The organism is Citrobacter koseri ATCC BAA-895 (assembly GCF_000018045.1).
GTDB lineage: Bacteria > Pseudomonadota > Gammaproteobacteria > Enterobacterales > Enterobacteriaceae > Citrobacter_B > Citrobacter_B koseri.
Map to the genome: position 1 here is coordinate 3,192,419 of NC_009792.1, position 26,233 is coordinate 3,218,651.

25 protein-coding genes and 3 tRNA genes are annotated in these 26,233 nt (G+C 53.7%); 18 read left to right on the forward strand and 10 right to left on the reverse strand.

Annotated features, from left to right (window positions below; genetic code table 11):
* Positions 1–92: 92 nt before the first annotated feature.
* From CKO_RS14670 to CKO_RS14680, 3 genes are all read left to right on the forward strand, one after another.
* Positions 93–179 (forward strand) — tRNA-Leu (locus CKO_RS14670).
* Positions 180–206: 27 nt separating this feature from the next.
* Positions 207–293 (forward strand) — tRNA-Leu (locus CKO_RS14675).
* 32 nt (positions 294–325) lie between these two features.
* Positions 326–412, forward strand: a tRNA-Leu gene (locus tag CKO_RS14680).
* A gap of 39 nt (positions 413–451) precedes the next feature.
* On the opposite strand, the gene CKO_RS14685 is transcribed toward CKO_RS14680, so the two are convergent.
* Positions 452–688, reverse strand: coding sequence for a DUF1435 domain-containing protein (locus CKO_RS14685; RefSeq protein ID WP_080516675.1), 237 nt, complete (start codon positions 686–688; stop codon positions 452–454).
* A gap of 252 nt (positions 689–940) precedes the next feature.
* Between CKO_RS14685 and CKO_RS14690 the strand changes: the two genes are divergently transcribed.
* Both CKO_RS14690 and fhuF read left to right on the forward strand, forming a co-directional pair.
* Positions 941–2,008 (forward strand): GGDEF domain-containing protein, encoded by a 1,068-nt coding sequence (locus tag CKO_RS14690; RefSeq protein WP_012134209.1) that lies wholly within the window; start codon positions 941–943, stop codon positions 2,006–2,008.
* Between the two features lie 122 nt (positions 2,009–2,130).
* Positions 2,131–2,919 (forward strand): siderophore-iron reductase FhuF, encoded by a 789-nt coding sequence (gene fhuF / locus CKO_RS14695; RefSeq protein WP_012134210.1) that lies wholly within the window; start codon positions 2,131–2,133, stop codon positions 2,917–2,919.
* Between the two features lie 30 nt (positions 2,920–2,949).
* Here fhuF and CKO_RS14700 read toward each other — a convergent pair whose 3' ends face one another.
* Positions 2,950–4,293 carry a PTS sugar transporter subunit IIC gene (locus tag CKO_RS14700; RefSeq protein ID WP_024130738.1) on the reverse strand — a complete coding sequence of 448 codons (1,344 nt, stop codon included), beginning with the start codon at positions 4,291–4,293 and terminating at the stop codon, positions 2,950–2,952.
* Positions 4,294–4,656: 363 nt separating this feature from the next.
* On the opposite strand from CKO_RS14700, the gene CKO_RS14705 reads away from it, so the two are divergent.
* Positions 4,657–5,115 (forward strand): YbaK/EbsC family protein, encoded by a 459-nt coding sequence (locus tag CKO_RS14705; RefSeq protein WP_012134213.1) that lies wholly within the window; start codon positions 4,657–4,659, stop codon positions 5,113–5,115.
* Between the two features lie 64 nt (positions 5,116–5,179).
* Here the strand turns inward: CKO_RS14705 and bglJ are convergent, their stop codons facing one another.
* Positions 5,180–5,848, reverse strand: a complete 669-nt coding sequence (gene bglJ, locus CKO_RS14710; protein WP_024130739.1) for a DNA-binding transcriptional activator BglJ — start codon at positions 5,846–5,848, stop codon at positions 5,180–5,182.
* Positions 5,809–6,531 carry a LuxR C-terminal-related transcriptional regulator gene (locus CKO_RS14715; RefSeq protein ID WP_012134215.1) on the reverse strand — a complete coding sequence of 241 codons (723 nt, stop codon included), beginning with the start codon at positions 6,529–6,531 and terminating at the stop codon, positions 5,809–5,811. Before CKO_RS14715 ends, bglJ begins: the two co-directional genes overlap by 40 nt.
* A gap of 569 nt (positions 6,532–7,100) precedes the next feature.
* On the opposite strand from CKO_RS14715, the gene CKO_RS14720 reads away from it, so the two are divergent.
* The 7 genes from CKO_RS14720 (at position 7,101) to CKO_RS14750 (ending at position 13,428) form a co-directional block, all read left to right on the forward strand.
* Positions 7,101–7,877 carry a threonine/serine exporter family protein gene (locus CKO_RS14720; RefSeq protein WP_024130740.1) on the forward strand — a complete coding sequence of 259 codons (777 nt, stop codon included), beginning with the start codon at positions 7,101–7,103 and terminating at the stop codon, positions 7,875–7,877.
* Positions 7,868–8,341 carry a threonine/serine exporter gene (locus CKO_RS14725; RefSeq protein WP_012134217.1) on the forward strand — a complete coding sequence of 158 codons (474 nt, stop codon included), beginning with the start codon at positions 7,868–7,870 and terminating at the stop codon, positions 8,339–8,341. Before CKO_RS14720 ends, CKO_RS14725 begins: the two co-directional genes overlap by 10 nt.
* A 124-nt stretch (positions 8,342–8,465) precedes the next feature.
* Positions 8,466–9,005, forward strand: coding sequence for a primosomal protein DnaT (dnaT, locus tag CKO_RS14730; RefSeq protein ID WP_012134218.1), 540 nt, complete (start codon positions 8,466–8,468; stop codon positions 9,003–9,005).
* 2 nt (positions 9,006–9,007) lie between these two features.
* Complete coding sequence (gene dnaC / locus CKO_RS14735) at positions 9,008–9,745, forward strand: replicative helicase loader DnaC (RefSeq protein WP_012134219.1); 738 nt, start codon at positions 9,008–9,010, stop codon at positions 9,743–9,745.
* A gap of 63 nt (positions 9,746–9,808) precedes the next feature.
* A complete protein-coding gene (locus CKO_RS14740) occupies positions 9,809–10,300 on the forward strand; it encodes a YjjA family protein (RefSeq protein ID WP_012134220.1) in 492 nt (163 codons plus the stop codon).
* Between the two features lie 254 nt (positions 10,301–10,554).
* Entirely contained in the window at positions 10,555–12,846 is a 2,292-nt protein-coding gene (gene opgB / locus CKO_RS14745) for a phosphatidylglycerol--membrane-oligosaccharide glycerophosphotransferase (protein ID WP_012134221.1), read from the forward strand.
* Positions 12,847–12,912: 66 nt separating this feature from the next.
* The gene (locus tag CKO_RS14750; RefSeq protein WP_012134222.1) at positions 12,913–13,428 is read left to right on the forward strand and encodes a GNAT family N-acetyltransferase; all 516 of its coding nucleotides are present in this window, start codon (positions 12,913–12,915) and stop codon (positions 13,426–13,428) included.
* 236 nt (positions 13,429–13,664) lie between these two features.
* Here CKO_RS14750 and tsr read toward each other — a convergent pair whose 3' ends face one another.
* On the reverse strand, positions 13,665–15,329 hold the full coding sequence (tsr, locus tag CKO_RS14755) for a methyl-accepting chemotaxis protein (protein WP_012134223.1): 1,665 nt from the start codon (positions 15,327–15,329) through the stop codon (positions 13,665–13,667).
* A gap of 366 nt (positions 15,330–15,695) precedes the next feature.
* On the opposite strand from tsr, the gene btsT reads away from it, so the two are divergent.
* The 3 genes from btsT to yjiA all read left to right on the forward strand — a co-directional run bounded on the left by btsT (position 15,696) and on the right by yjiA (position 19,149).
* Positions 15,696–17,846, forward strand: coding sequence for a pyruvate/proton symporter BtsT (btsT, locus tag CKO_RS14760; protein ID WP_012134224.1), 2,151 nt, complete (start codon positions 15,696–15,698; stop codon positions 17,844–17,846).
* A 131-nt stretch (positions 17,847–17,977) separates the two neighbouring features.
* The gene (locus CKO_RS14765) at positions 17,978–18,181 is read left to right on the forward strand and encodes a YbdD/YjiX family protein (protein ID WP_024130742.1); all 204 of its coding nucleotides are present in this window, start codon (positions 17,978–17,980) and stop codon (positions 18,179–18,181) included.
* Between the two features lie 11 nt (positions 18,182–18,192).
* Positions 18,193–19,149: a GTPase gene (yjiA, locus tag CKO_RS14770; protein WP_024130743.1), complete on the forward strand. Its 957-nt coding sequence runs from the start codon at positions 18,193–18,195 to the stop codon at positions 19,147–19,149.
* Positions 19,150–19,258: 109 nt separating this feature from the next.
* Here the strand turns inward: yjiA and CKO_RS14775 are convergent, their stop codons facing one another.
* From CKO_RS14775 to CKO_RS22605, 4 genes are all read right to left on the reverse strand, one after another.
* Positions 19,259–20,323, reverse strand: coding sequence for a DUF2955 domain-containing protein (locus CKO_RS14775; RefSeq protein WP_012134227.1), 1,065 nt, complete (start codon positions 20,321–20,323; stop codon positions 19,259–19,261).
* A complete protein-coding gene (locus CKO_RS14780; protein WP_012134228.1) occupies positions 20,313–21,380 on the reverse strand; it encodes an HlyD family secretion protein in 1,068 nt (355 codons plus the stop codon). Before CKO_RS14780 ends, CKO_RS14775 begins: the two co-directional genes overlap by 11 nt.
* A gap of 12 nt (positions 21,381–21,392) precedes the next feature.
* Positions 21,393–21,851: a MarR family winged helix-turn-helix transcriptional regulator gene (locus tag CKO_RS14785; protein WP_012134229.1), complete on the reverse strand. Its 459-nt coding sequence runs from the start codon at positions 21,849–21,851 to the stop codon at positions 21,393–21,395.
* Between the two features lie 149 nt (positions 21,852–22,000).
* Entirely contained in the window at positions 22,001–22,165 is a 165-nt protein-coding gene (locus tag CKO_RS22605) for a DUF1127 domain-containing protein (protein ID WP_071818873.1), read from the reverse strand.
* 177 nt (positions 22,166–22,342) lie between these two features.
* On the opposite strand from CKO_RS22605, the gene CKO_RS14790 reads away from it, so the two are divergent.
* On the forward strand, positions 22,343–23,755 hold the full coding sequence (locus CKO_RS14790; RefSeq protein ID WP_012134231.1) for an aminotransferase-like domain-containing protein: 1,413 nt from the start codon (positions 22,343–22,345) through the stop codon (positions 23,753–23,755).
* Positions 23,756–23,810: 55 nt separating this feature from the next.
* Here the strand turns inward: CKO_RS14790 and CKO_RS14795 are convergent, their stop codons facing one another.
* Positions 23,811–24,725 carry an Rpn family recombination-promoting nuclease/putative transposase gene (locus CKO_RS14795; RefSeq protein ID WP_012134232.1) on the reverse strand — a complete coding sequence of 305 codons (915 nt, stop codon included), beginning with the start codon at positions 24,723–24,725 and terminating at the stop codon, positions 23,811–23,813.
* Positions 24,726–24,926: 201 nt separating this feature from the next.
* Between CKO_RS14795 and mdtM the strand changes: the two genes are divergently transcribed.
* Complete coding sequence (gene mdtM, locus CKO_RS14800) at positions 24,927–26,168, forward strand: multidrug efflux MFS transporter MdtM (RefSeq protein WP_024130744.1); 1,242 nt, start codon at positions 24,927–24,929, stop codon at positions 26,166–26,168.
* The last annotated feature ends 65 nt before the right edge of the window (positions 26,169–26,233 follow it).

A 26,233-nucleotide genomic window follows, 5' to 3' on the forward strand; every position in this document is an offset into this window, starting at 1 on the left:
AATCCATCCTGCGTAATTAACTATTGACGAAAAGCTGAAAACCACTAGAATGCGCCTCCGTGGTAGCGATTCTTTTTAAGAATCGATGGTATGCGAAGGTGGCGGAATTGGTAGACGCGCTAGCTTCAGGTGTTAGTGTCCTTACGGACGTGGGGGTTCAAGTCCCCCCCCTCGCACCAAAACCACGTTGATATTGCTCGCACTGGGCGAAGGTGGCGGAATTGGTAGACGCGCTAGCTTCAGGTGTTAGTGTTCTTACGGACGTGGGGGTTCAAGTCCCCCCCCTCGCACCAACGAGGCGATATCAAAAAAGTAAGATGACTGTGCGAAGGTGGCGGAATTGGTAGACGCGCTAGCTTCAGGTGTTAGTGTCCTTACGGACGTGGGGGTTCAAGTCCCCCCCCTCGCACCAATTATCTTATTTCCCTTCTCTGTTTTACGTCTTGTTTGTTCATCCCTGATTCAAATTCATCATAACCAGCACCATGCCGCTGATCAGCGCGACACATGACGGCAGCAGGACGAAATGCCGTAAGCGTTTGTGATACAGCATCAACGAAGTCAGCAGTAATCCTAATACAATCAGTACCTTCCATGCGTCAATGGAGAGGCCGGCAAACGCCAGTCCGGTAATAAAAATACCCGGCAACAATATCCCCCATCCACTGCCCAGTGTACGCTGCAACATGGCTTTACCTCTGATACCGATAATGATAACCAATAGCATATGATAAAATTTCTCATTTGTCAGCAGTTCGTCACACTTCCTTGTATGAGATTGTCTTAACAATTGATGACATGAATTCAGCAAGGTGATAGATTGGGCGGTGGTTAACTTACAAACAATAAAAACGTTTATTTATGCGGGCTTTTTCCCGCACGTTATTTTTCATTTTGGCCCCAACCAGCGTAATTCATAGATAAATAACGACATTCAGATATGACAGCTCAATCCTGGCGCGCGCTACGCACCAAAAAATATCAATTCTCTTTACGCCTTTTTCTGTTTCTCAATGCGGTGTCCGGGCTGTTTACGCTTGTCTTTCCTCTTTATGAGGTCAGGGCTGTCTCAGTCCCGGCAATACTGCTCTTTGTTGCAAGTACGTTACTTCTGATATGGCACGGAAAATATACGCATAAAAAGATTAATATCCCCTTTATTTCTGTTATATCAGGCATATTGTGGGCCTGGCATATCACACTGAAATATAATGCTATGAACCATAGCGATTATACTTTTCTACTCATCGCCCTTCTCTGCGTGTTATTTATTGGCTCCATCGCCTTTGCTAATAATATCATTGCGTTTACGTTCCATTCATTGCCTTCCGTTCTGGCCTGCCTGTGGCTTAATGGCAGCGAACACGGCATACGGATTATTTATCTCATGGCGCTCCCGATGGCGGGCATTGCCATCCAGCATGTTATTCAAAAACGCTATGACGATTTCGCTCAACAGCTGATGTACAAACTGCTGGAAGAGAGAGAAACGCTGAACGGGCTGAGTATGCTCGATCCTTTGACTGGCCTGTATAATCGCCGCGGCCTGCAAAATAAGCTGAATACGCTCCTTGCTCTGGAAACGCACGAAGAACACTACGTATTGCTGCTGGATATCGATCACTTCAAAGCTTATAACGATCACTATGGGCACATGATGGGCGACCAGGCTCTCATTCGCGTTTCAGCCGCGATTCGTGACGCTGTCCGTTCCCGGGATATTGTCACCCGTTTTGGCGGCGAAGAGTTTATGGTCCTGCTGACCGCGACCGATCCACAGGAGGCGCGCACGACCGCCGAACGTATTCGCCAGAAGGTCTACGATCTCAAAATCCCACATATGTTTAATGTCAGCGTGGCGACCAATGTCACCATCAGCGTTGGCATCGCGCCGCTACTGGGTCAGGACATGGAGGCTGCAATCGTCAAGGCAGATAAAGCGCTGTATGAGGCCAAAAACCTGGGGCGCAACAACATTCTTGCGAGTGACGAACTGCGTACGGTCTGACACAGGGAGATATCATCGTGCTACCGCGCACAGCGTCACGACAAAGCGCTTGCCATCGACTATCGCTATCATTAGGATTAGCAATCATTATCATTTAGATTACTATCCTTATATACAGCGCTATGCCTTACCGTTCCGCACCGATCATTGAAGATGTCACCTGGCGAGCCCATCTCCAGCCTGAGATGCCCTCGCTGGCTGAAGCCGTGCGTGAAACGATAACCCGGACGCGCGAACATCTGCTTGATTTTATTCGGCTGGACGAACCGCACCCAACGGGCGCCATGACGCTGGCGCAGTGGGCTCGACCGGGTACGATGCGCTCTCTGCTGGCTATCTATTCCGACCATATTTATCGTCATCAACCGACGCAACCACGCGAAAATAAGCCGCTCATTTCACTTTGGGCGCAATGGTATATCGGTCTGATGGTACCGCCTCTGATGCTTGCCCTGCTCACCCAGGAAAGGGCCATTGACGTTTCGCCCGAGCACATGCACGTTGAGTTCCACGAAACCGGACGCGCAGCCTGTTTTTGGGTTGATGTTCATCAGGACGAGCGGGCAACCGCGCATTCTCCTCAACAGAGAATGGAAACGCTGATCGTCTCTGCGCTGATGCCGGTCGTTCAGGCACTGGAATCAACCGGCGATATTAACGGTAAGCTTATCTGGAGTAACACCGGGTATCTGATCAACTGGTATCTGACCGAAATGAAACCGCTGCTTGGCGAAGCCTTGCTGGCAACGCTGCGCCAGAGCTGCTTCTTCGAAAAGCAACTTTCCAGTGGTCAGGATAACCCGCTGTGGCGTACCGTCGTCCCTCGCGAAGGTCTGCTGGTGCGCCGAACCTGCTGTCAACGCTACCGGTTGCCAGACGTTCAGCAATGCGGTGACTGTACGCTGAAATAAACAAGGCGCCGCTGCGCCTTGTTCAACACGTCAGGCCATCTGCTGACTCTCCTCTTCTGCACGCCCGGCCTCTTCTGCCTCTTGCGCCAGAAGCTGCTTCTCATAAACCTTAAAGAACGGGAAGTATATGATGGCGGACACCAGCGCCAGTATGACCACCAGGATCGCCGCACGGTAGTCCCAGCCCAGTGCCCACGCAGCGCCAACCGGTGCGGGCGCAGTCCACGGCACCACGGAAATCACCCGCCCAATCAGATCCAGTTTCATCGCCGCCCACGCCAGCACGGCGTTCACCATTGGCGCCAGCAGGAACGGGATAAAGAACACCGGGTTCATCACAATCGGCGTCCCGAAAATAACCGGTTCGTTGATATTAAAGATACTCGGCACGACGCTTAAGCGGCCAATAGAGCGCAAATGTACGGAACGGCTGCGTAAATAACAAATCACCAGCCCCATCGTGGCGCCAGAACCGCCAATGACGATGAAGAAAGTCCAGAAGGCTTCCATGAAAATATGCGGCAACGGTGCCCCCTGCGCCAGCGCGGTCTGGTTCATACCGAGATTGGTCAGCCAGAACATTTGCAGCATCCCGGAGACAATCGCTGCTCCGTGAATCCCCGCAAACCACAGCAGATGCCCAATCAGCACCGCCAGCAAAATAGCGGGCAACGAATCCGCAGCGGAAACCAGCGGTTTAAAGATCGCCATGATCGCCTGTGGGATCAGCATATCGAACTGCGACTGGATCGCCAGGCTCAGCGGATACAAGGTCAGAACCACCACCAGCACCGGAATCAGCAGATCAAAGGAGTTCTTGATCATCGGCGGCACCTGGTCTGGCAGGCGAATGCCAATGTTATGCGCTTTCAGGAAGCGCATCATTTCAACACAGTAAATCGCCACCAGAATCGCGGTAAAAATCCCCGTTCCGCCCAGGCTGTCAACCGGCATAGTGCCGTTTGTTTTCGGCGCGGCAACCAGCAAGAAGGCCATGATCGAGAGCATGGCGCACATAAACGGATCTAACTGATGCGATTTAACATAGTGTTTGCCCAGGTTATAGGCAATGGCCGCACAGATATAGATGGACATGATCCCCATCGTCATATCAAACGGCGTCAAAATCTGGCTTTCAAACTGTTTCGCCAGCGCCAGCCAGCCACGGGCAAATCCCCAGGTGGTGTCCGGTGAGAAAGGAGGATAGGCGAAAACCAGCAGGAAGGAGCCGACAATCATAAACGGCATTGCCGAAATGAAACCATCACGAATCGCCATAACATGACGTTGTGAGGAAATACGTCCGGCAACGGGACTCACGTAGTTTTCGACAAACCGAAAAATCACATTAAACACAGCATGGTTGGTAGACATAGCGTTCTCCTGTCAGTCAAAACAACATAGACGTGCTGGCAGCAGCACCGCCGTGTAAGGGTCCATTACTACTTTTCGCGACCGCGCCGGGGAGAACACCAGCGATACAGCAGAGAGAATGAAGTTTCATAAATGGCTCTTATTATGTGATACAGAGGAAGTGACAGGTTCAGTATTAATCCCCGCCCGCCGGACTGCAACCGGTTACTGTAACCGGTTTCCGTGAATGTGAAGACGATCGAAAAATCGCTCATGCTGCTGGTTTATTACATAAATTATTTACAGTGCCGCTTTCCTTATGACAAATTACGCCACGCGGTTTTCTGAAAAACAGGACTGCTAATACAGCGTCAGGAGAAAAGAATGAGTCTGCAATCGGTACGGCAGTTTCTGGCCGAACGTGCCCCGGATATTGAAATCATCGAATTAAATCAGAGTACGGCGACGGTGGAACTGGCAGCGAAAGCGCACAATGTCGCGCCAGGACAGATAGCGAAAACGCTTTCGCTTAAGGTGAAAGACGACATTATTCTGGTTGTCGCCAAAGGCGATGCTCGCCTGGACAATAAGAAACTCAAGAGCACGTTTGGCGCGAAAGCGCGAATGCTCAGCAGCGATGAAGTCGTGATCGCCACAGGGCACCCGGTCGGCGGTGTCTGCCCTTTCGGGCTGGAAACGCCTCTGCCCGTCTATTGCGACGTCTCATTAAAACATTATGCTGAAGTCTTACCAGCAGCAGGGGCAACGCACAGTGCAGTCCGAATTTCCCCCGACAGAATGGCAGAACTCACTTCAGCAACCTGGATTGATGTGTGCCAGTGATGCTATTTGTGCCCGGGCGATAAACCCGGCACAAGCAACCTGTAAATACAGAGCGACTACAGAATTACGCGGATAAGCGACCCGGCTTTTCGGCGCGCAGAGACAGCAGGATATCCGCCGCATCAAGCAATCCGGCATCTGAGCTGACGCCCAGTTTAGACATCACATTAAATTTATGGGCGCGAATCGTCTTGATATTGCGTTCCAGCTGGACGGCTATCTGTGGCATCGAATAACCATTCGACATAAAACGCAGAATTTCACGCTCAGTGGGGCTTATCATTCGGCTCTGATTGAGATACCAGAGGTTCAGAGTGTGTTCCGTCACCTCTCGCTTACTGTTCAATAATAAAAAGAGCTTTTCCTGAAAACTGGCCAGTGACGACGCTTTACTTAATACCCCATCTAACGGCGAAGGCGACAGCGAATCAATTAACCGGGCTTCCGCATCATCATCCGCGATGACCAGTCGGCGCACACGAGGAAAATTCACAGCCAGTTCCGCCAGATAAGCCAGCCCCAACCGGCGATCTTCCCGCATCGCAGAAAGTGAAAAAATAACGACGGAAAAGGGAGTACTTAACATCGCTTTCTGGAAAGCAGATTGAGTTGGAAAAATATGAAGTTTATATTGGCAATCAGGAAACGCGTCAAATAAACTCTTCATTCCAATACTGCTCATTACGCACTTCTCTATGAGTGCGACATTTCCCTTGGCAATTCTGTTTTCCATTCAGTAGCATCTCCATAAACTGAAGGTAAATTCAATTCTCTTGCTCCCTGAGAACTGTTTATCCAGGCATACATCTCAGCATTGCTGTGTATTGACAGACGCCGCATCGCACTGTTTTTCTGCGCGCTAATCGTTTTATTACTCTTCTTAAGCAACATCGCTATCTGATTAATCCCCCAACCCTTACCCAGAAGCCGTAACACTTTCCGTTCCGACAGCGTAAGAACAACCGGACGATGGCCAAAACTCGAGACATCTGGCAGAGCGGGAGATAGCAGCGTCTTACTGATCCTGTCCGTATGGGCATTGCCTGCTTCAATCACGTTTACCAGATTCTCAACCGGTTCAACGTCAGACAGCAACGTACTGAAGGGGCTCATCAGAAGCTCAATCGCCTGTGAGTAAAACGCACGGGAAACAAGAAATACCCAGTGAATATCATGGTATTGAGATAATAAAGCGTAAAATTGCTCGCAGACAGCGCGGGGATGTTTACATTCTCCCGTTAAATCCGTAATCACTACATCGGAGCGGCGCAGCTGCATTAATGTCAGTTCTTCTACGGAACGGCAGTACATCAGTTCATAAGCAGGGAAATGGCCCTGCACCACCTCTTTTAACCCCGTCTGTATAACAGGTATTTTACTGATAATAATTATGTTTTTGCGGCATCCTGGCAACATATCTCCTCCATATCCACAGGTCTCCCCTCCTGTTCACTCATTAATAAATAATATAATTAATGAGAAAAACAGACGTGGTAATAGACGAAGTGAATTGTTTATCCTTGGCTTTTATTTGAAATGTTATAGCAATAACGACTCTATACAATGATCCGCATAGTATAAAATCACCAAACTATTATTGCATAATTACCGCTAAAAATAATTGCGGTACAATTAAATTAACTAAATTAGATCATTAGCATTTCTAACATATGCAAGGGGAATTTAATAAACTCACGCTATGTTTCGCATCAGATAATTATGCTTTCAGGAAGCACAAGAAAAGAATATCGTCTCATTAATTTCAGAGGTTACAGACGATACTTCATTCCCTGTCATTCACGTTCGACGTAAGGCATTCAATATACTGCAATTATGACATTCAGCGACTGATTGTCTGGCATCCTGCCTCTTTTTTCATCACAAAATTGATCTTAGCCAGAGCCAAAAGGGTCGGGCTTCATGATACAAAGAAGACTTTCGTCATTCAGATGGTACGCAACGCGTCTTTTCAGTCAGGGCGAGTCATGCAAACAGAGCAGTCGTTACAGCGAACGGTTACACGGTTATGTATTCAATGCGGGCTTTTTTTACTGCAACACGGCGCAGAGAGCGCGCTGGTTGATGAACTCTCCACCCGCCTGGGGCTGGCGTTAGGGATGGACAGCGTGGAAAGCGCCATCTCCTCCAACGCTATCGTTCTCACCACCATTAAAGATGGGCAGTGTCTGACATCGACACGTAAGAACCAGGATCGCGGCATTAATATGCACGTTGTCACGGAGGTGCAGCATATTGTCATCCTGGCCGAACATAATTTGCTGGATATAAAAGGCGTAGAGAAGCGCTTTAGCCAGCTCAGACCGTTGCGCTACCCGCGCTGGCTGGTATCGCTGATGGTCGGGCTTTCCTGCGCCTGTTTCTGCAAACTGAATAACGGCGGATGGGATGGCGCGGTGATCACCTTTTTCGCCAGCATGGTGGCGATGTATATTCGCCAGATGCTGGCGCACCGGCATTTACACCCACAAATCAACTTTTGCATCACCGCTTTTGTCGCCACTACCATTTCCGGCCTTTTGCTTCGCTTGCCCACTTTCAGCCATACCCCGACCATCGCCATGGCCGCCAGCGTCTTACTGCTGGTGCCGGGGTTTCCGCTGATTAATTCCGTTGCGGATATGTTTAAGGGCCACATTAATACCGGTCTGGCGCGCTGGGCGATTGCCAGTCTGTTAACGCTGGCGACGTGCGTCGGCGTGGTGATGTCGATGACGCTGTGGGGGCTACGCGGATGGGTGTAATCGATTTTCTTCTGGCGCTGATGCAGGACATGATTCTCTCCGCAATCCCGGCAGTGGGCTTTGCGATGGTGTTCAACGTGCCGCACCGGGCGCTCCCCTGGTGTGCGCTGCTCGGCGCGCTGGGCCACGGCTCACGCATGGTGATGATGACCGCCGGGTTTAATATCGAATGGTCGACATTTATGGCCTCGCTGCTGGTAGGGAGCATCGGCATTCAGTGGTCACGCTGGTATCTGGCGCACCCCAAAGTCTTTACCGTCGCAGCAGTCATCCCGATGTTTCCGGGGATATCCGCCTATACGGCAATGATATCCGCCGTCAAAATCAGCCACTTTGGCTACAGCGAACCGTTGATGATCACATTGCTGACCAATTTCCTGAAAGCCTCCTCTATTGTCGGCGCGCTTTCCATCGGGCTTTCCGTTCCCGGTCTGTGGCTGTATCGCAAACGCCCACGGGTGTAATGCTTTTCTCCCTGCGCTCAGGCAGGGTGAGGCCGCTTTCCCTCACCCTGCCGATATCTCCCGTCTGTGTGTTACTATAAAAACAGTATTCCTTCTCGGTTGTGGTTCCCTGTTGAGAAACATTATGTCTTCCAGAATTTTGACCCCGGACGTCATCGGTATTGACGCCTTATTACACGATCACAACGCGGTGCTGGCAAAATCGGCAAGCGGCGCGGTGGCGGTCTTCGCCAATAACGCGCCCGCGTTTTATGCCGTGACGCCGGCACGTCTGGCGGAACTGCTGGCACTGGAGGAAAAGTTATCGCGCCCGGGAAGCGATGTCACACTGGATGCTCAACTCTACGAAGACTCCCAGGCCGCGCCTGTGGCCGTTCCGCTGGGGAAATTCGCCATGTACGCAGACTGGCAGCCGGATGCTAACTTCCAGCGGCAGGCCGCGCTGTGGGGCGTCGCGCTAAGGGAACCCGTCACCGCCGAAGAGCTGGCCTCGTTTGTGGCTTACTGGCAAGCGGAAGGTAAGATTTTTCACCACATCCAGTGGCAGCAAAAGCTGGCGCGCAGCGTGCAAATCAGCCGGGCCAGTAACGGCGGTATGCCGAAACGTGATGTGAACAACGTCAGCGAACCTGACGACCATATTCCACCTGGTTTTCGAGGGTAACGATGAAAAACGTTGGCGACCTGATGAAACGTCTGCAAAAAATGATGCCAGCAAATGTTGAGCCTGCATTCAAAACGGGCGAAGAACTGCTGGCATGGCAGAAAGAGCAAGGCGAAATGCGTGCGGCAGCGCTGGCGCGTGAAAACCGGGCGATGAAAATGCAGCGCACGTTCAACCGTTCCGGCATCCGTCCGCTGCATCAAAACTGCTCGTTTGATAACTATCGTGTTGAGAACGACGGGCAGATGAACGCGCTGAGAAAAGCGCGGCAGTACGTCGAAGAGTTCGACGGCAACATCGCCAGCTTTATCTTTTCGGGCAAACCCGGCACCGGGAAAAACCATCTCGCGGCGGCAATCTGCAATGAACTGCTGCTGCGCGGAAAATCGGTTTTGATCATTACCGTCGCCGATATTATGTCCGCGATGAAAGGCACCTTTAGCAATCGCGAAACCAGCGAAGAGCAGTTGCTCAACGATCTCAGCAATGTGGATCTGCTGGTGATCGACGAGATCGGTATGCAGACCGAATCCCGCTATGAAAAAGTGATCATCAACCAGATCGTCGATCGCCGCTCATCATCCAAACGCCCTACCGGGATGTTAACCAACAGCAATATGGATGAGATGACCAAACTCCTTGGCGAACGAGTAATGGATCGTATGCGTCTGGGAAACAGTCTGTGGGTGATCTTCAACTGGGAAAGCTACCGTAGCCGCGTCACCGGCAAAGAGTATTAAGACCATTCCGACCCAGGCAAGCGCTATACTGCGACGAAAGGTACACACACACGAGTCATAACGATGAAAACCACAAAACGTCTTCTGTGCTGCGCGGTTGCCGCCAGCGCGTTTATCGCCACCAGCGCCTTCGCCGCGTCCTGGCAGGATTCTCTTTCCAGCGCCGCCAGCGAACTGAGCAAACAAAGCAGCTCTTCACAGCAGAGCGGCATGTCGCTGTCTTCTCTGACCAGCCTGCTGAATGGCGGCAATCAGGCATTAAGCGCTGATAACATGAACAACGCGGCGGGTATTTTGCAGTATTGCGCGAAACAGAAACTGACTTCCGTTACCGATGCGGAAAACGTTAAAAACCAGGTGCTGGATAAACTGGGACTTGGCGCCGCCGAACAGAAGCAGGACACCAATTATCTGGATGGCATTCAGGGTCTGCTGAATACCCAAAACGGCGAACAGCTTAGCCTCGATAACATTGGCAGCACGCCGCTGGCGGAAAAAGTGAAAACCAAAGCCTGCGACCTGGTGTTAAAACAGGGGATGAACTTCATTTCCTGATACGCCAACATGCCGCGTTTCAACCGTTTAGCGTTGAGCGCGGCCTAACCTCTATCTTTCTACTTCTCTCTGTCTCGCCTTCCCCGCATCACGGGAAGTGACGACGATCAAAAAAGCCAGGTTCTAAACCAATTCTTAATCACTGCACATTTTAATGTCACCATAATTGCAGCAATATGACATCGCCATTACATTGTATGTCCTGAAAAGAGATTACGCCGCCTGCCAAATGCGGGTTTATTGAGGATCATCAGTTGTCTGAGTTACTTTCCATCGCCCTGTTTCTCGCGTCCGTGCTGATTTATGCGTGGAAAGCGGGTCGCAACACCTGGTGGTTTGCCGCCATTTTAGCGGTACTTGGGCTTTTTGTTGTCTTAAATATTACGCTCTATGCCAGTGATTACTTTACCGGTGACGGCATTAACGATGCGGTTCTCTACACGCTGACCAACAGCCTGACGGGTGCCGGCGTCAGCAAATATATTCTGCCCGGCGCCGGCATCGTACTTGCGCTGGCCGCCGTATTTAGCGCGTTAGGCTGGGTTCTGCGCAGGCGTCGCCACCATCCTCACCATTTTGGCTACAGCCTGCTGGCGCTCTTACTGGCGCTGGGATCGGTGGATGCCAGCCCGGCATTTCGCCAGATCTCCGAACTGGTCAAATCCCAGTCGCGCGATGGCGACCCGGACTTCCCGGCTTATTACAAAGAACCGTCGAAAACGATCCCGAATCCGCAGCTCAACCTGGTCTATATCTACGGTGAAAGCCTGGAGCGCACCTATTTTGATAACGATGCCTTCCCGGATCTCACGCCGGAACTCGGAGCGCTGAAAAACGAAGGGCTGGATTTCAGCCACACCATGCAATTGCCGGGCACAGATTACACCATCGCCGGAATGGTCGCCTCGCAGTGCGGCATCCCGCTGTTTGCGCCGTTTGAAGGCAACGCGTCGGCTTCCGTATCCAGCTTCTTCCCGCAGAATATCTGCCTGGGCGATATCCTGAAAAACTCCGGCTATCAGAACTATTTTGTGCAGGGCGCAAATCTGCGTTTCGCCGGAAAAGACGTGTTCCTCAAATCCCACGGTTTCGATCATCTGTATGGTGCGGAAGAGTTAAAAACCGTGGTGGCTGACCCGAGCTATCGTAACGACTGGGGCTTTTACGACGATACGGTGCTCGACGAGGCATGGAAAAAGTTTGAAGAACTCTCTCGCTCCGGCCAGCGTTTCTCGCTGTTTACGCTGACGGTGGATACTCACCACCCGGACGGGTTTATCTCACGCACCTGTAACCGCAAGCGTTACGACTTCGACGGTAAGCCGAACCAGTCCTTTAGCGCCGTCAGTTGCAGCCAGGAGAACATCGCCGAATTTATCAATAAAATCAAAGCATCGCCGTGGTTTAAAAATACCGTCATCGTGGTTTCCTCCGACCATCTGGCGATGAACAACACCGCGTGGAAGTACCTGAACAAACAGGATCGCAACAACCTGTTCTTCGTGCTGCGCGGCGACCAGCCTCAGCAGGATACGCTGGCGGTGAAACGCAACACGATGGATAACGGCGCGACCGTGTTGGATATTCTGGGCGGGGATAACTTTATCGGCCTGGGGCGCAGCAGCCTCTCCGGTCAGTCGCTGTCGGAAGTCTTCCTGAACAGCAAAGAGAAGATCCTGGCGATGAAGCCGGACATTATTCGCCTGTGGAACTTCCCGAAAGAGATGAAGGATTTTACCGTCGATCGGGATAAAGACATGATCGCTTTCTCAGGGAGCCATTTCCGCCTGCCGCTGCTGTTGCGGGTGTCGGATAAGCGCGTTGAACCGCTGCCGGAAAGTGAATACTCCGCCCCGCTGCGTTTCCAGCTGGCTAATTTTGCCCCGCGCGATAACTTCGTCTGGGTCGATCGCTGCTACAAAATGGCGCAGCTGTGGGCGCCGGAGCTGGCGCTCTCCACCGACTGGTGCGTTTCACAAGGGCAACTGGGCGGGCAACAAAGCATCCAGCACGTCGATAAAGCACAGTGGAAAGGCAAAACGGCGTTTAAAGATACGGTTATCGATATGGAACGTTACAAAGGCAACGTTGATACGTTGAAGATCGTCGATAACGATATTCGTTACAAAGCCGACAGTTTTATCTTTAACGTGGCTGGCGCGCCGGAAGAGGTGAAGCAGTTCAGCGGGATTTCACGACCGGAATCGTGGGGGCGCTGGTCTAATGCGCAACTGGGTGATGAGGTGAAGATTGAATACAACACGCCGTTACCGAAGAAATTCGATCTGGTGATCACCGCCAAAGCCTTTGGCGCGAATGCTAATCGCCCTATTCCTGTTCGCGTAGGCAAGGAAGAACAGACGCTGGTGTTAGAGAACGAAGTCACCACAACAACGCTGCATTTTGATAACCCGTCAAATGCCAGTACGCTGGTGATTGTGCCGCCCGACCCGGTATCGACCAATGAAGGCAATATTCTCGGCCACTCCCCGCGTAAGCTCGGTATCGGAATGGTTGAGATTAAAGTGGTGAATGCCGAAGGCTAATTCTTTGTACAGGCCCGATAACACAACGTTAATCGGGTCTGTACAATCCACGCTATACTCCCGCGCATGAAGATGACTTTTCGCCCTACCACGCTGGCTGATATCACCGTCATGCCCGCCATTGAACGCTCTGCGGGTCAACGCTTTCGGGACGTGCCTGCGCTGGCATGGATAGCCGACGGCCCTGTTATTTCAGTTGAACAACACCGGGAACACGCCGCAAAAGGATTAAGCTGGCTGGCGCTGGCCGATGAGCGTCCTGTCGGTTTTTTACTGGCCGAGGCGCTGGATTCATCGCTGTTTATCGCCGAGGTGTCTCTGCTGTGTGAATGGCAGGGAAAAGGCATTGGCCGTCAACTGATTGCGTACGTCGCGGAGCAGGCGCGCAGCAGCGGTTTTGATGCGCTGACGCTTACCACCTTTCGGGACGTGGCGTGGAATGCGCCGCTCTATGCGCGAATGGGATTTGTGGTGCTGGATGATGAGCGCCTGTCGCCAGGGTTACGTCAAAAGCGAGAGGAAGAAGCGGCGCACGGTCTGGCGTATGAATCACGCTGCGCCATGCGCCTGAGGCTGGTTTGAAGCGCCCGATGGCGGCTGTCGCCTTATCGGGCCTACATAGCACCGCATCCATACCGTAGGCCGGATTCATCCGGCAACACAGCAACTCCCTACCCGTAGGCCGGATAAGCGTTAGCGCCATCCGGCATCACAGCAGCTCCTTACCCGTAGGCCGGATAAGCGTTAGCGCCATCCGGCATCACAGCAGCTCCCTGCCCGTAGACCGGATAAGCGCCAGCGCCATCCGGCATGACGGCTTAGAAGGTTTCCCAGTTATCGCCGCTATCCGCGACGGCTGCTTTACGCGGCAGTACAGACGCAGAAGCCGGTTTCACCGCTGCGGCATCACGCGCACGCTGCTGTTCCTGCTGAATGCGGAATACGGCAACAGCCTGCGTCAAGCGGCTGGCCTGCTCTTCCAGCGCGGCAGCGGCGGCGGCAGACTCTTCCACCAGCGAGGCGTTCTGCTGGGTAACGCGATCCATCTCCGCTACCGCCAGGCCAACCTGGTCGATACCACGGCTTTGCTCATCAGATGCCGAGGCGATTTCCCCCATGATATCGGTCACACGCGTCACCGCGTTCACGATTTCATCCATCGTTTCACCGGCGCTTTCGACCAGCGTTGAGCCCACATCCACACGGCTGACGGAGTCTTCAATCAGGCTCTTGATCTCACGCGCCGCCTGCGCACTGCGTTGCGCCAGGTTGCGAACTTCACCCGCTACCACGGCAAAACCACGACCCTGTTCGCCCGCGCGCGCCGCTTCTACCGCCGCGTTCAGCGCCAGGATGTTGGTCTGGAAAGCAATACCGTCGATCACACTGATGATGTCGGCAATTTTCTGCGAACTGGAAGCAATATCACGCATCGTTTGCACGACGTTATCCACCACTTTACCGCCTTTCTGCGCGGTTTCAGACGCGCTCAATGCCAGATGGCTGGCCTGGCGCGCGTTCTCGGCGTTCTGTTTCACCGTAGCGGTCAGCTCTTCCATGCTGGCGGCGGTCTCTTCCAGAGAGGCGGCCTGCTGTTCAGTACGGGAAGAGAGATCGTTGTTGCCCATCGCGATTTCGCTGGCGCCGCTGTAAATCGCATTCGCGCCGTTACGCACATCACCGACGGTACGAACCAACTCGCCCTGCATATGACGCAGGCTCTGCGCCAGTTGTCCCATTTCGTTAGAGCCTTCCACATCAATGCGTTTCACCAGATCGCCGTTCGCAATATGACGAATACTTTCGATCAGACGGTTCATCGGCGCGATCAGAGAGAGCTTAATGCCGAACCAGACGGCGACGATCACCAGCAGCACAACGATTAACACGCTCGCCAGTACCCACATCGCCTGGCTGTATGAACGGTTATTATCTTCTACCGCAATGTCATACAGACGATCGTTCTGCTGCATGTAGTTAACATACTGCTTCTCAAAACCGTCCTGATAACCCTGAGTCGGCTGATCGAAGAAGTCGTTGATCTTACCTGCGCCCAACAGTTGGATCAGCTCCGCCAGCGCATTGTGGTAGATATCGTAGTTACGCTTGATCTCCACTGCCGCCGTTTCACTCTGGCGCGGATCGCGAGGCAACGCCTCGTACTCAGCCCAGTGTTTTTCCGCCAGTTTCAGAGAGGTCGTCGCAATTTGCATAAGATCGGTAACGGTCGCGCCGCTGCCAATATTGTTCTGATCCATCATGTAACGGATACCCGCCCGGTTCAGGGTGTTTCGCGTTTGCAGCAGCGCAACCCAGCTGGCGTTCAGTGTGGACTGTTGCTGACGAATGGTTTGCAGAACGGTGAAGTTCTCTTTGTCATTCTTCAATGAGTTAAAGAACAAACCGCCTGAGGTGAGTTGTAAAAGGCCAAATATTGCCAGGACCAGCAGCAAGCTGGTCACAATCTTGATTCGTTTTAACATGTTTTCTCTTTCCGCTAGACAGATACCAGAATTTTCGGCCTGGAAAGGGAAAACTTTACCGAATTCGTACTGGTTGGGACGATATCAGCACGAATGATTCGCCGTTCACGATCGACGAAAAAGAAATGCTGGATTTTAATTAGTGATCTCAATCACATAAATGACCGCATCCCGCCGTCGGAAAAACCACTCACTGACACTCCTGACCGCTTAAGCCCACATATAACCACTCACTTATTTACCTTACTTTACGCGCGCGTATCTCTGGCAGGATCACCTCAGCATAGCAGTCAATTTACCTCCTCAAACACAGACTCAAACCCAACGGCTTCGGCCAATTATTAATCTTAAAAACCAGGTTTTACTATGGATACGAAAAAGATATTCAAGCACATACCCTGGGTGATTCTTGGAATCATCGGTGCATTCTGCCTCTCGGTCGTCGCCTTACGCAGAGGTGAGCACGTCAGCGCCCTGTGGATCGTGGTCGCTTCCGTCTCTGTTTATCTGGTGGCTTATCGCTACTACAGCCTGTACATCGCCCAGAAGGTGATGAAACTCGACCCAACGCGTGCTACGCCTGCGGTCATTAATAACGACGGCCTGAACTACGTCCCGACAAACCGTTACGTACTGTTTGGTCACCACTTTGCCGCTATCGCTGGCGCCGGCCCGCTGGTCGGCCCGGTTCTGGCCGCGCAAATGGGCTACCTGCCGGGTACGCTGTGGCTGCTGGCGGGCGTAGTGCTGGCCGGTGCGGTACAAGACTTCATGGTGCTGTTTATCTCTTCCCGCCGTAACGGCGCGTCTCTCGGTGAGATGATCAAAGAAGAGATGGGCCCGGTGCCGGGCACCATCGCCCTGTTTGGCTGCTTCTTAATCATGATCATCATCCTCGCGGTACTGGCGCTGATCGTGGTAAAAGCGCTGGCCGAAAGCCCGTGGGGCGTCTTCACCGTTTGCTCAACCGTACCTATCGCGCTGTTTATGGGGATCTACATGCGCTTCCTGCGTCCGGGACGTGTGGGTGAAGTCTCCGTTATTGGCATCGTGCTGCTGGTTGCCTCTATTTACTTCGGCGGCGTAATTGCGCACGACCCGTACTGGGGCCCGGCGCTGACCTTTAAAGACACCACCATTACCTTCGCGCTGATCGGTTACGCGTTTATTTCCGCACTGCTGCCGGTATGGCTGATCCTCGCCCCACGCGACTATCTGGCAACCTTCCTGAAAATCGGCGTTATCGTCGGTCTGGCGCTGGGGATTCTGATCCTCAACCCAGAGCTGAAAATGCCAGCGATGACCCAGTACATCGACGGTACCGGCCCGCTGTGGAAAGGCGCGCTGTTCCCGTTCCTGTTCATCACCATCGCCTGTGGCGCGGTATCTGGCTTCCACGCGCTGATCTCTTCCGGTACGACGCCGAAACTGCTGGCTTGTGAAACCGACGCGCGTTTCATCGGCTATGGCGCAATGCTGATGGAGTCTTTCGTGGCGATCATGGCGCTGGTTGCGGCGTCTATCATCGAACCGGGTCTCTACTTCGCGATGAACACCCCGCCAGCGGGCCTCGGTATCACCATGCCGAACCTGCACGAAATGGGTGGCGAGAACGCGCCGCTGATTATGGCGCAGCTGAAAGACGTCACCGCGCACGCGGCGGCAACCGTCAGCTCCTGGGGCTTTGTGATTTCGCCTGAGCAGATCCTGCAAACCGCGAAAGACATCGGCGAGCCGTCGGTACTGAACCGCGCAGGTGGCGCACCGACGCTGGCGGTCGGTATCGCTCACGTATTCCACAAAGTGTTGCCGATGGCTGATATGGGCTTCTGGTATCACTTCGGTATTCTGTTCGAAGCGCTGTTCATCCTGACCGCGCTGGATGCAGGCACCCGCTCCGGCCGCTTTATGTTGCAGGATCTGCTGGGTAACTTCGTCCCGTTCCTGAAGAAAACCGACTCTCTGGTTGCTGGCGTCATCGGTACTGCGGGTTGCGTCGGTCTGTGGGGCTACCTGCTGTATCAGGGCGTGGTTGATCCGCTGGGCGGCGTTAAGAGCCTGTGGCCGCTGTTCGGTATCTCCAACCAAATGCTGGCCGCCGTAGCGCTGGTTCTGGGCACCGTGGTACTGGTTAAAATGCAGCGCACCAAATACATCTGGGTTACCGTTATCCCGGCAGCATGGCTGCTGATCTGCACCACCTGGGCGCTGGGTCTGAAACTGTTCAGCACCAACCCGCAGATGGAAGGCTTCTTCTACATGGCTAACCAGTACAAAGAGAAGATTGCCAACGGCAGCGAACTGACCGCGCAGCAAATTGCCAATATGAACCACATCGTCGTGAACAACTACACCAACGCAGGCCTGAGTATTCTGTTCCTGGTAGTAGTGTACAGCATCATCTTCTATGGGTTCCGTACCTGGCAGAAAGCCCGCACCATCAACGGTCGTACCGATAAAGAGACGCCGTATGTACCGGTGCCGGAAGGCGGCGTGAAGACCTCTTCACACCATTAATCGGATGCCGGGTGGCGCTACGCTTACCCGGCCTACAAAATGCAGTTAACGTAGGCCGGATAAGGCGCAAGCCGCCATCCGGCAAAACCAACGCCCGGTTCGCTGGGCTTTATTCATATCTGGATGAGAAAATGTTTGGTAACTTAGGTCAGGCAAAAAAATATCTCGGCCAGGCGGCGAAGATGTTGATTGGCATTCCAGACTACGACAACTATGTCGAGCATATGCAAACTAACCATCCAGACAAGCCGTACATGAGCTATGAAGAATTCTTCCGCGAGCGCCAGCAGGCACGTTACGGCGGCGACGGAAAAGGCGGCATGCGCTGCTGTTAATGGAGGCACTGATGACCCCGATTGCAGTTACCCTACTCACCGGTTTTCTCGGCGCGGGTAAAACCACCCTGCTGCGCCATATTCTTAACGAAAAGCACGGCTACAAGATTGCCGTTATCGAAAACGAATTCGGCGAAGTTTCCGTTGACGATCAGCTGATTGGCGACCGCGCCACCCAGATCAAAACCCTGACTAACGGCTGCATTTGCTGCACCCGCTCCAGTGAACTGGAAGACGCGCTGTTAGACCTGCTCGACAACCTCGACCAGGGCAACATCCATTTCGACCGTCTGGTGATTGAGTGCACCGGCATGGCCGACCCCGGCCCGATTATTCAGACCTTTTTCTCTCATGACGTGATTTGCCAGCGCTACCTGCTGGACGGCGTGATTTCGCTGGTCGATGCGGTACACGCCGACGAGCAGATGAACCAGTTCACCATCGCCCAGTCGCAGGTCGGTTATGCCGACCGCATCCTGCTGACCAAAACCGACGTGGCGGGAGTTAGCGAAAAACTGCGTGAACGCTTAGCGCGCATCAACGCCCGCGCCCCGGTTTACACCGTCACGCACGGCGATATCGACCTCTCCCTGTTGTTCGACACCAACGGCTTTATGCTGGAGGAGAACGTGGTCAGCGCCACACCGCGCTTCCACTTTATCGCCGACAAACAAAACGATATCTCATCAATTGTGGTGGAGCTGGATTATCCGGTAGACATCAGCGACGTTTCCCGCGTAATGGAAAACCTGCTGCTGGAGTCCGCCGAGAAACTGTTGCGCTACAAAGGAATGCTATGGATTGAAGGCGAACCGAACCGCCTGCTGTTCCAGGGCGTCCAGCGCCTGTACAGCGCCGACTGGGACCGCCCGTGGGGCGACGAACAGCCGCACAGCACGCTGGTGTTTATCGGCATTCAACTGCCGGAAGACGAGATCAGAGCCGCGTTTGCGGGGCTGAAGAAGTAACCCTCATTCTGGATTGCCCGGTGGCGCTGCGCTTACCGGGCCTACAAATCAACTACGTAGGCCGGATAAGGCGCAGCCGCCATCCGGCACTCACTCCCCCTCCCCCCACTCACTCAGTAATCACAAACCGCGTCGCTGCAAAGCAGTTGAGGATGCGGTGGACCAGAAACACCATCGTCAGCGTCGCTACCAGCGCGACGGTGACTGAAGTGATGCGGTACAGATCGCTGAACACCAGATCGCTGTCCGGGTGCAGGTTCTGGCCGAACATAATGCCGATGGTGGTGATACTGGCAAAACCGACGCCCGCGCCAACCTTTTCCATCACATGCAGACGAGCGCTGAAGCCTAGCCCGAGACCGATCAGCGGCATCATCAGCAGCATATGGTTGCTGAAGTCATAAATAAGCAGTTGCACCAGCAGAATATACAGGCAGGCCAGCACCACGCCGACGACGCGCCAGATCGAGCTGATCACCGCGCCACGATAGTGCATCGGAAACAAAATCAAAATTCCCGCCATCAGCGCCGACAACGAATCGCTCAAATCGCAGATCTGGAAAATCACAAAGATCATCGTCGCCACGGTGCCGGAAAGCAGCGATTCATGGCGAATACGGGCATCATCTTTCTCAATACGCGGCGGCGGCTGACGCGGTTCGACATCCGGGATCAGATAGTGCAGCAGCGCGCTCAGGGCTACCGCCATCACGCAGGCCTCCATATTGGAGAACATCAGCGTATGCCAGTTGGTGCCAGGGTAACTCATAAAGTTGAGCATCGTGCTCTGGCACACCACGCCCATCGAACCGAGCAAAAACAGCGGCCCCTTGCTCATAAAACGAAAGCGCATCACGTACAGGCCAAACACCACCAGCGTCATAATTACCGGCCACTGTGAGAGATAGCCGACAATCAACACCATTTCAACGCAGTTCACCGCCGCACTGAATACAAACTGACGAGCCACATGGCGGTTAAACACCGGCACCAGCGACAACAGCATCAGCGGATAAACCACAAAAAACACGCCGTACTGCACGTTGTAAAAGGTCGAGATACTCAACGCTATCGTCCCGGCAACGGAAATACGCACAGTCTGGCGAAAATCATTGGCGGTGTAGACAATATTCCCGTGCGGCGTAAAGACGTGGGCCAGGGTGTTAATAGACATAGTGAAGCCAGCTTACCAGGTGGATCTGCGCCCCTGCAAAGGTGCGGGCAAACATCCCCTCGCTGTTATACAACTGCACCGTAGCGCGAGCGCCGGTCGGCAGGGGTTTCTCCAGCGGGGTATCCAACGCAACGTGAATGCGCATACGCTGGGCATCGCGCACCCAGCGCGTCGACTGTTCCGGCTGCGACAGCTGTCCGTTAACCGCTTCCTGCCCGGCCAGAATCCCGGCATCGCTGCTGGTCACATGCGCAGGAAACACTTTGCCCGGCATGGCGTCAAACACCACTGCGGCATCGGTATTTACGCGGGTGTGACGCAGACTTTTCTCACGAAAATCGGCCACAATATCGGTCTGGTTACTGACCAGCGCCATCAAAGGCGTAGCGGCGGTGGCGTAAAGCCCAGGGTTGAGCTGGAGATTGCTCACCGTCCCGTCGGTTTCCGCCCGCACCTTCGTCCAGCCCAGGTTCAGTTGCGCCTCCTCCAGCGCATTGCGGTATTTTTGCAGCGTCACATTGCGACTGTCGTCGCGTTCACCGCGCTGGATCAGCAGGTTCTGGATACTGGCATTCAGCGCCGCCACCGACTGCTCGCTGGTCTGCCAGGTGGTGCGCACTTTATCCAGATCCGACTGCGAAACATTCTGCATCGCACTCAGCCGCTGATAGCGATCAAGCGTGAGCTTATCGTTGCGGGCGGTGTATTGCGCGGTGCGCAGGTTGGCGCGCGCAGAGGCGATCTGCGCATCCAGCTGTTGGTTGCTCAGCTTCGCCTGCTCAAAGGCAATCTGTGCGGCCTCAACTTTATTGATAAACGGCGTTGGGTCCAGTTCATACAACAGGTCGCCCTTTTTCACCTGGCTATTGTTGCGTACGTAGACGTGCGAGACATAGCCGGAGACGCGCGAGGAGACCGGCGTCACCACGCGCATCACGGTGGAATCCGGCGTCAGCGGGATCCAGATATCGGCAACAATAAACCAGGCGAATATCGCAAGGAAAGCGGCAATACTCACCCTTACCCAACGGGCAAATTTTTGTTCTGGGGTCATCATAGTTTTTTAGAGTTAATTATCTTCTTCGCGGATTAACCGCAGATTGCAGGCGATTTGATTTAATGTGGCGCTGAAGGCGGCAAGTTCCGCTTCCGGGATAGTACGGGTGACGCGTTGCTGATAGGTCTCAATCACCCGGTTCAGTTCCTCCAGCCTTGAACGGCCTTGCGCTGTCAGCGTCAGCAGGCGGATGCGTTTGTCATATGGCGATGTTGAACGCACCAGATAGCCCTGTTTTTCCAGTTGCGTGAGGGTGCGCATCAGCGGCGGCAGCTCAATGCCCTGCACCTCCGCCAGTTCGCTGACCGAGACGTTATCACCCAACTGATGCAGTTGCATCAGCACCGTCCAGCTTGACTGCGTCAGGCCGGTATCGGTGATGGCAGCATCAATAATTGCACGCCACTGGCGTACCACCATTGCCATGCGCATCCCCATCGGACGGCGGGCAAACAGCTCATCTTCAGTCATCTCTCTTTCCCCTCTTAGCAGATGGGAAAATAATACTTATCAGGATAAGTATCAAGAAACAGCTAATAAGGAAGCATAAATTGATAAATTACGTGAATGTAAAAAAGGCCGGACTGAATACAGCCCAGCCTCTGTGGTGTTACGGGGGATCACTCAATCTGATCCCGTCGCAGCCCCACATCCTTTAACTGTTCATCGTTCATGCGTTGCAATACACGCTGCGTCTGCGCCCGCAGTCGCCATCTTTTTATTGCTCGCCAGACCTGAACAAAACCAATAAACGGCTGTTTTGCGCGATTCTCGTGAAATTCCATACTCCACCTCCCCACCTGGTCAGAGGCTTTATCTTCCCGGATCTTCACCACCACAATACAGATTCAAAAAATACTTTTCTTTGCCATACAGATTGGCTAAAACGGTATCTGAACGCGATTTCGACCACCGTTCTGTACTGGTTTTTCCATCTGTATGGCAAGAGTGAGGGATACAGCATGACGCGTTACCAACATCTGGCTAATCTGCTGGCCGAGCGTATTGAGCAAGGGCTGTATCGCCACGGGGAAAAATTGCCCTCGGTGCGTAGCCTGAGTCAGGAGCATGGGGTGAGCATCAGTACCGTACAGCAGGCATATCAGACGCTGGAGACGTTGCAGCTCATCACTCCACAGCCGCGCTCCGGCTACTTTGTCGCCCCACGCAAGGCGCAACCGCCGGTGCCGCTGATGTCACGCCCGGTACAGCGACCGGTAGAGATCACCCAGTGGGATCAGGTGCTGGACATGCTGGAAGGGCACAACGACAAATCAATTATTCCTTTCAGCAGCGGCGTCCCCGATATCCACCAACCCAGCCTGAAACCGCTCTGGCGCGAACTAAGCCGCGTGGCGCAACATAACCTGGGGGCGGTGCTGGGCTACGATGAACTGGCCGGATACCGCGAACTGCGGGAACAGATCGCCCGCCTGATGCTTGACAGCGGTTCGGTCGTCAGCGCTGATGATATCGTTATCACCAACGGTAGCCAGAGCGGTTTGTCGCTGGCGCTGCTGACCGTCTGCCAGGCGGGTGATATTGTCGCCGTCGAATCCCCCGCCTATTACGGCACCATGCAGCTCCTGCGCGGCTTAGGAATAAAAGTCATTGAAATCCCGACCGACCCGGATACCGGTATCAGTATTGAAGCGCTGGAACTGGCGCTGGATCAATGGCCGATTAAAGGGGTTATCCTCGTACCAAACTGCAATAATCCCCTCGGGTTTATTATGCCGGACGCACGCAAACGGGCAGTGCTCAGCCTCGCGCAGCGCCACGATATTGTGATTTTTGAAGATGACGTGTATGGCGAGCTGGCGACGGATTACCCTCGCCCCCACACCATCCACTCCTGGGATATCGATGGTCGGGTGCTATTGTGCAGTTCGTTTACCAAATCCGTCGCGCCGGGCCTGCGCGTAGGCTGGGTCGCTCCGGGTCGTTACCACGATCGTCTGCTGCATATGAAATACGCCGTCATCGGCACCAACGTTCCCGCCACGCAGCTGGCGGCGGCCACCTTCGTCCGCGAGGGCCACTATCACCGTCATGTCCGGCGAATGCGCCAGATCTACCAGCGCAACATGGAGATCTATACCTGCTGGGTACGCGAATATTTTCCCTGCGGGATCTGCGTCACCCGACCAAAAGGCGGCTTTATGCTATGGGTCGAGCTGCCGGAGCATATCGATATGGTCTGCGTCGCCAGACAGCTATGCCGCCTGAAAATCCAGGTCGCGCCGGGGTCACTGTTTTCCGCCTCCGGGAAGTATCGCAACTGCGTGCGCATCAACTGTGCGTTACCGCCGAACGAGAAACATCGTGAAGTGATGCAAAAACTTGGAGAGGCGGTGAAAGTGGCGATGGAATAAGCCCGCCCGGCAGAACGGCGTTTACCGGGCCTGTGATGCGCTGGCGAATATGTGTTTAGTGGTTCAGTGCGATAACCTCTTCAACAGCAAGTCCGGTGATACGTAAAACCGTATCGCGATCGATGCCGTCTTCCAGCATTGTACGCGCGATACGCTGCGCCTCAGCCCGTTGGCCTTGCTGTAAGCCTTGCTGCATACCCTCCTGGCGACCCGCTTCATGTAATCGTTCAGCTATCGTCATCAGACTCTCCTTGTGTTGGGGGGAACGTTCGGCCACCTCGTGAATAAACTGGCTAAAACGAGATGCATCGCCGCACTGCATCATATAATTAAACAGCACTTTAAGCTGGCTGTCGGTAGTGTATCCCATCACCAAAAGTGAGGCCAGTTGCTCCACCAGCCCCATCAGGTCACGCTGGCGGATATGTTTTTGTATCAACTCCAGCAAGGCAATACGCCGATGTTGCATGATCTCACTATCCGGCGTCACGGTGATATCCACCAGCGGAAAGGCCGCAGCATAAAGCCGCCTCGCCAGTTCCGGGTCGGCAAACTCATCCAGCCAGCATAAGGAATAGGGATAGGGGCTGTCGATACCGTGATAAAACAACATCGGCACCACCAGAGGGAGTCGTTTATGCCCGGCATCCAGGTGATGTTGCATCGCGGCAATCGCATAACGCATCAAACGAAACGCCATATGCGCATCCGGTGAACTCTGATGCTCAATCACAACATAAATATAGCCATCTCCCCCTGTCGTTTTCAGCGACCAGAGCACATCAGAATAATAAGCGCGCAAATCCTCCTCGATAAAGCTCCCGGACTCCAGCTTCAGCGTGCTCAAGTCACAAAGCTCAAGCAGCGCAAGAGGAAGATGGATTTCAAGAAAATCACGTGCGGTGTTGGGGTGACATAAAAACGTTTTGAAAACCGCATCATGCGGAGTGGATGTCGTTCCTTTTTTCATGGCAATCCATCGCGTGTTAAACAACCCGGCGTCACCTTACCTTGTCAGGATGCCAACGACATTCGGTATTATGCGTTGCTGCGAGGCGCTATCAACGATAAATTCACCTTTCTGCAAGGCGTACATTTTTTCTGAATACGCCACGCAGAAATGTTTCACTGTACCCGTTCTGGGTTTTCTCCGACATGGAGTGCGATTTATATGCAACGGATACGTCAATTCTTCTCCCGGCGCGCGACAACGCTATTTTTCCCGATGGCGCTGATTCTGTACGACTTTGCCGCCTATCTGTCGACGGATTTGATTCAACCGGGCATCATCCATGTCGTGCATGATTTCAATGCCGATGTCAGCCTGGCTCCGGCATCCGTCAGTCTCTATCTGGCCGGAGGGATGGCATTGCAGTGGTTGCTCGGCCCGCTTTCCGACCGGATTGGCCGCCGACCGGTGCTGATTACGGGCGCGCTTATTTTCACCGTTGCCTGCGCCGCCACACTCCTTACAACGTCAATGACACAGTTTCTGGTCGCGCGTTTCATTCAGGGCACCAGCATCTGTTTTATCGCCACGGTCGGTTACGTTACCGTGCAGGAAGCCTTCGGCCAGACCAAAGCCATAAAACTGATGGCGATCATCACCTCAATAGTCCTGGTTGCGCCGGTTATCGGCCCGCTCTCAGGCGCTGCGCTAATGCACTTTGTTCACTGGAAAGCCCTGTTCGGCATTATTGCGCTGATGGGGCTGATCGCCCTGTGCGGCCTGGCGCTGGCGATGCCAGAGACGGTACAACGCGGCGCAGCGCCGTTTAGCATTCCCGCTGTCCTCCGCGATTTTCGCCACGTCTTTCACAACCGGATTTTCCTCTTCGGCGCCGCAACGCTTTCGCTGAGCTACATCCCGCTAATGAGTTGGGTGGCGGTCTCGCCAGTAATCTTAATCGATGCGGGCGGCATGACCACCGCGCAGTTCGCCTGGGCGCAGGTGCCGGTGTTTGGCGCGGTAATCATCGCCAATATGATGGTCGCTCGGGTTGTGAAAGATCCCGGCGATCCGCGTTTTATCTGGCGCGCGCCGCCGATACAGCTTGTCGGTCTGGCCATCCTGATCGCAGGAAATCTGTTGTGGCCTCATGTCTGGCTGTGGTCAGTGCTGGGCACCAGTCTGTACGCTTTCGGGATCGGGATGATTTTCTCGACGTTGTTCCGCTTTACGCTGTTTTCCAACACTCTGCCTAAAGGCACCGTCTCAGCATCGCTGAATATCGTCATCCTGACAGTCATGGCCGTCGCTATCGAAGTCGGACGCGGGCTGTGGTTTAACGGCGGCAAGATTCCGTTTCATCTGCTGGCGGTGGTGGCAGGAATTGCGGCGGTGTTCACATTGAAAGGGCTATTACAGCGCGTGCGTCAGTATGAGGTAACAAAACTGGCAACTGAGAAATAAACTCATGCCTGATGGCGCTACGCTTATCTGCGCCGACAGCAGGCCCCGCTATACGGGGCCTGCTT

Bases quoted from the DNA above. Each gene is read 5' to 3' on its own strand.
- tsr (WP_012134223.1), bottom strand. From the start codon at position 15,329: ATGTTAAAACGAATCAAGATTGTGACCAGCTTGCTGCTGGTCCTGGCA.
- fhuF (WP_012134210.1), top strand. From the start codon at position 2,131: ATGCCTTACCGTTCCGCACCGATCATTGAAGATGTCACCTGGCGAGCC.
- CKO_RS14700 (WP_024130738.1), bottom strand. From the start codon at position 4,293: ATGTCTACCAACCATGCTGTGTTTAATGTGATTTTTCGGTTTGTCGAA.
- CKO_RS14690 (WP_012134209.1), top strand. From the start codon at position 941: ATGACAGCTCAATCCTGGCGCGCGCTACGCACCAAAAAATATCAATTC.
- CKO_RS14795 (WP_012134232.1), bottom strand. From the start codon at position 24,725: ATGAAAAAAGGAACGACATCCACTCCGCATGATGCGGTTTTCAAAACG.
- dnaC (WP_012134219.1), top strand. From the start codon at position 9,008: ATGAAAAACGTTGGCGACCTGATGAAACGTCTGCAAAAAATGATGCCA.
- CKO_RS22605 (WP_071818873.1), bottom strand. From the start codon at position 22,165: ATGGAATTTCACGAGAATCGCGCAAAACAGCCGTTTATTGGTTTTGTT.
- dnaT (WP_012134218.1), top strand. From the start codon at position 8,466: ATGTCTTCCAGAATTTTGACCCCGGACGTCATCGGTATTGACGCCTTA.
- CKO_RS14750 (WP_012134222.1), top strand. From the start codon at position 12,913: ATGAAGATGACTTTTCGCCCTACCACGCTGGCTGATATCACCGTCATG.
- CKO_RS14740 (WP_012134220.1), top strand. From the start codon at position 9,809: ATGAAAACCACAAAACGTCTTCTGTGCTGCGCGGTTGCCGCCAGCGCG.
- btsT (WP_012134224.1), top strand. From the start codon at position 15,696: ATGGATACGAAAAAGATATTCAAGCACATACCCTGGGTGATTCTTGGA.
- CKO_RS14705 (WP_012134213.1), top strand. From the start codon at position 4,657: ATGAGTCTGCAATCGGTACGGCAGTTTCTGGCCGAACGTGCCCCGGAT.
- CKO_RS14715 (WP_012134215.1), bottom strand. From the start codon at position 6,531: ATGTTGCCAGGATGCCGCAAAAACATAATTATTATCAGTAAAATACCT.
- CKO_RS14785 (WP_012134229.1), bottom strand. From the start codon at position 21,851: ATGACTGAAGATGAGCTGTTTGCCCGCCGTCCGATGGGGATGCGCATG.
- CKO_RS14685 (WP_080516675.1), bottom strand. From the start codon at position 688: ATGTTGCAGCGTACACTGGGCAGTGGATGGGGGATATTGTTGCCGGGT.
- CKO_RS14780 (WP_012134228.1), bottom strand. From the start codon at position 21,380: ATGATGACCCCAGAACAAAAATTTGCCCGTTGGGTAAGGGTGAGTATT.
- CKO_RS14720 (WP_024130740.1), top strand. From the start codon at position 7,101: ATGCAAACAGAGCAGTCGTTACAGCGAACGGTTACACGGTTATGTATT.
- mdtM (WP_024130744.1), top strand. From the start codon at position 24,927: ATGCAACGGATACGTCAATTCTTCTCCCGGCGCGCGACAACGCTATTT.
- CKO_RS14725 (WP_012134217.1), top strand. From the start codon at position 7,868: ATGGGTGTAATCGATTTTCTTCTGGCGCTGATGCAGGACATGATTCTC.
- bglJ (WP_024130739.1), bottom strand. From the start codon at position 5,848: ATGGAAAACAGAATTGCCAAGGGAAATGTCGCACTCATAGAGAAGTGC.
- CKO_RS14765 (WP_024130742.1), top strand. From the start codon at position 17,978: ATGTTTGGTAACTTAGGTCAGGCAAAAAAATATCTCGGCCAGGCGGCG.
- yjiA (WP_024130743.1), top strand. From the start codon at position 18,193: ATGACCCCGATTGCAGTTACCCTACTCACCGGTTTTCTCGGCGCGGGT.
- CKO_RS14775 (WP_012134227.1), bottom strand. From the start codon at position 20,323: ATGTCTATTAACACCCTGGCCCACGTCTTTACGCCGCACGGGAATATT.
- CKO_RS14790 (WP_012134231.1), top strand. From the start codon at position 22,343: ATGACGCGTTACCAACATCTGGCTAATCTGCTGGCCGAGCGTATTGAG.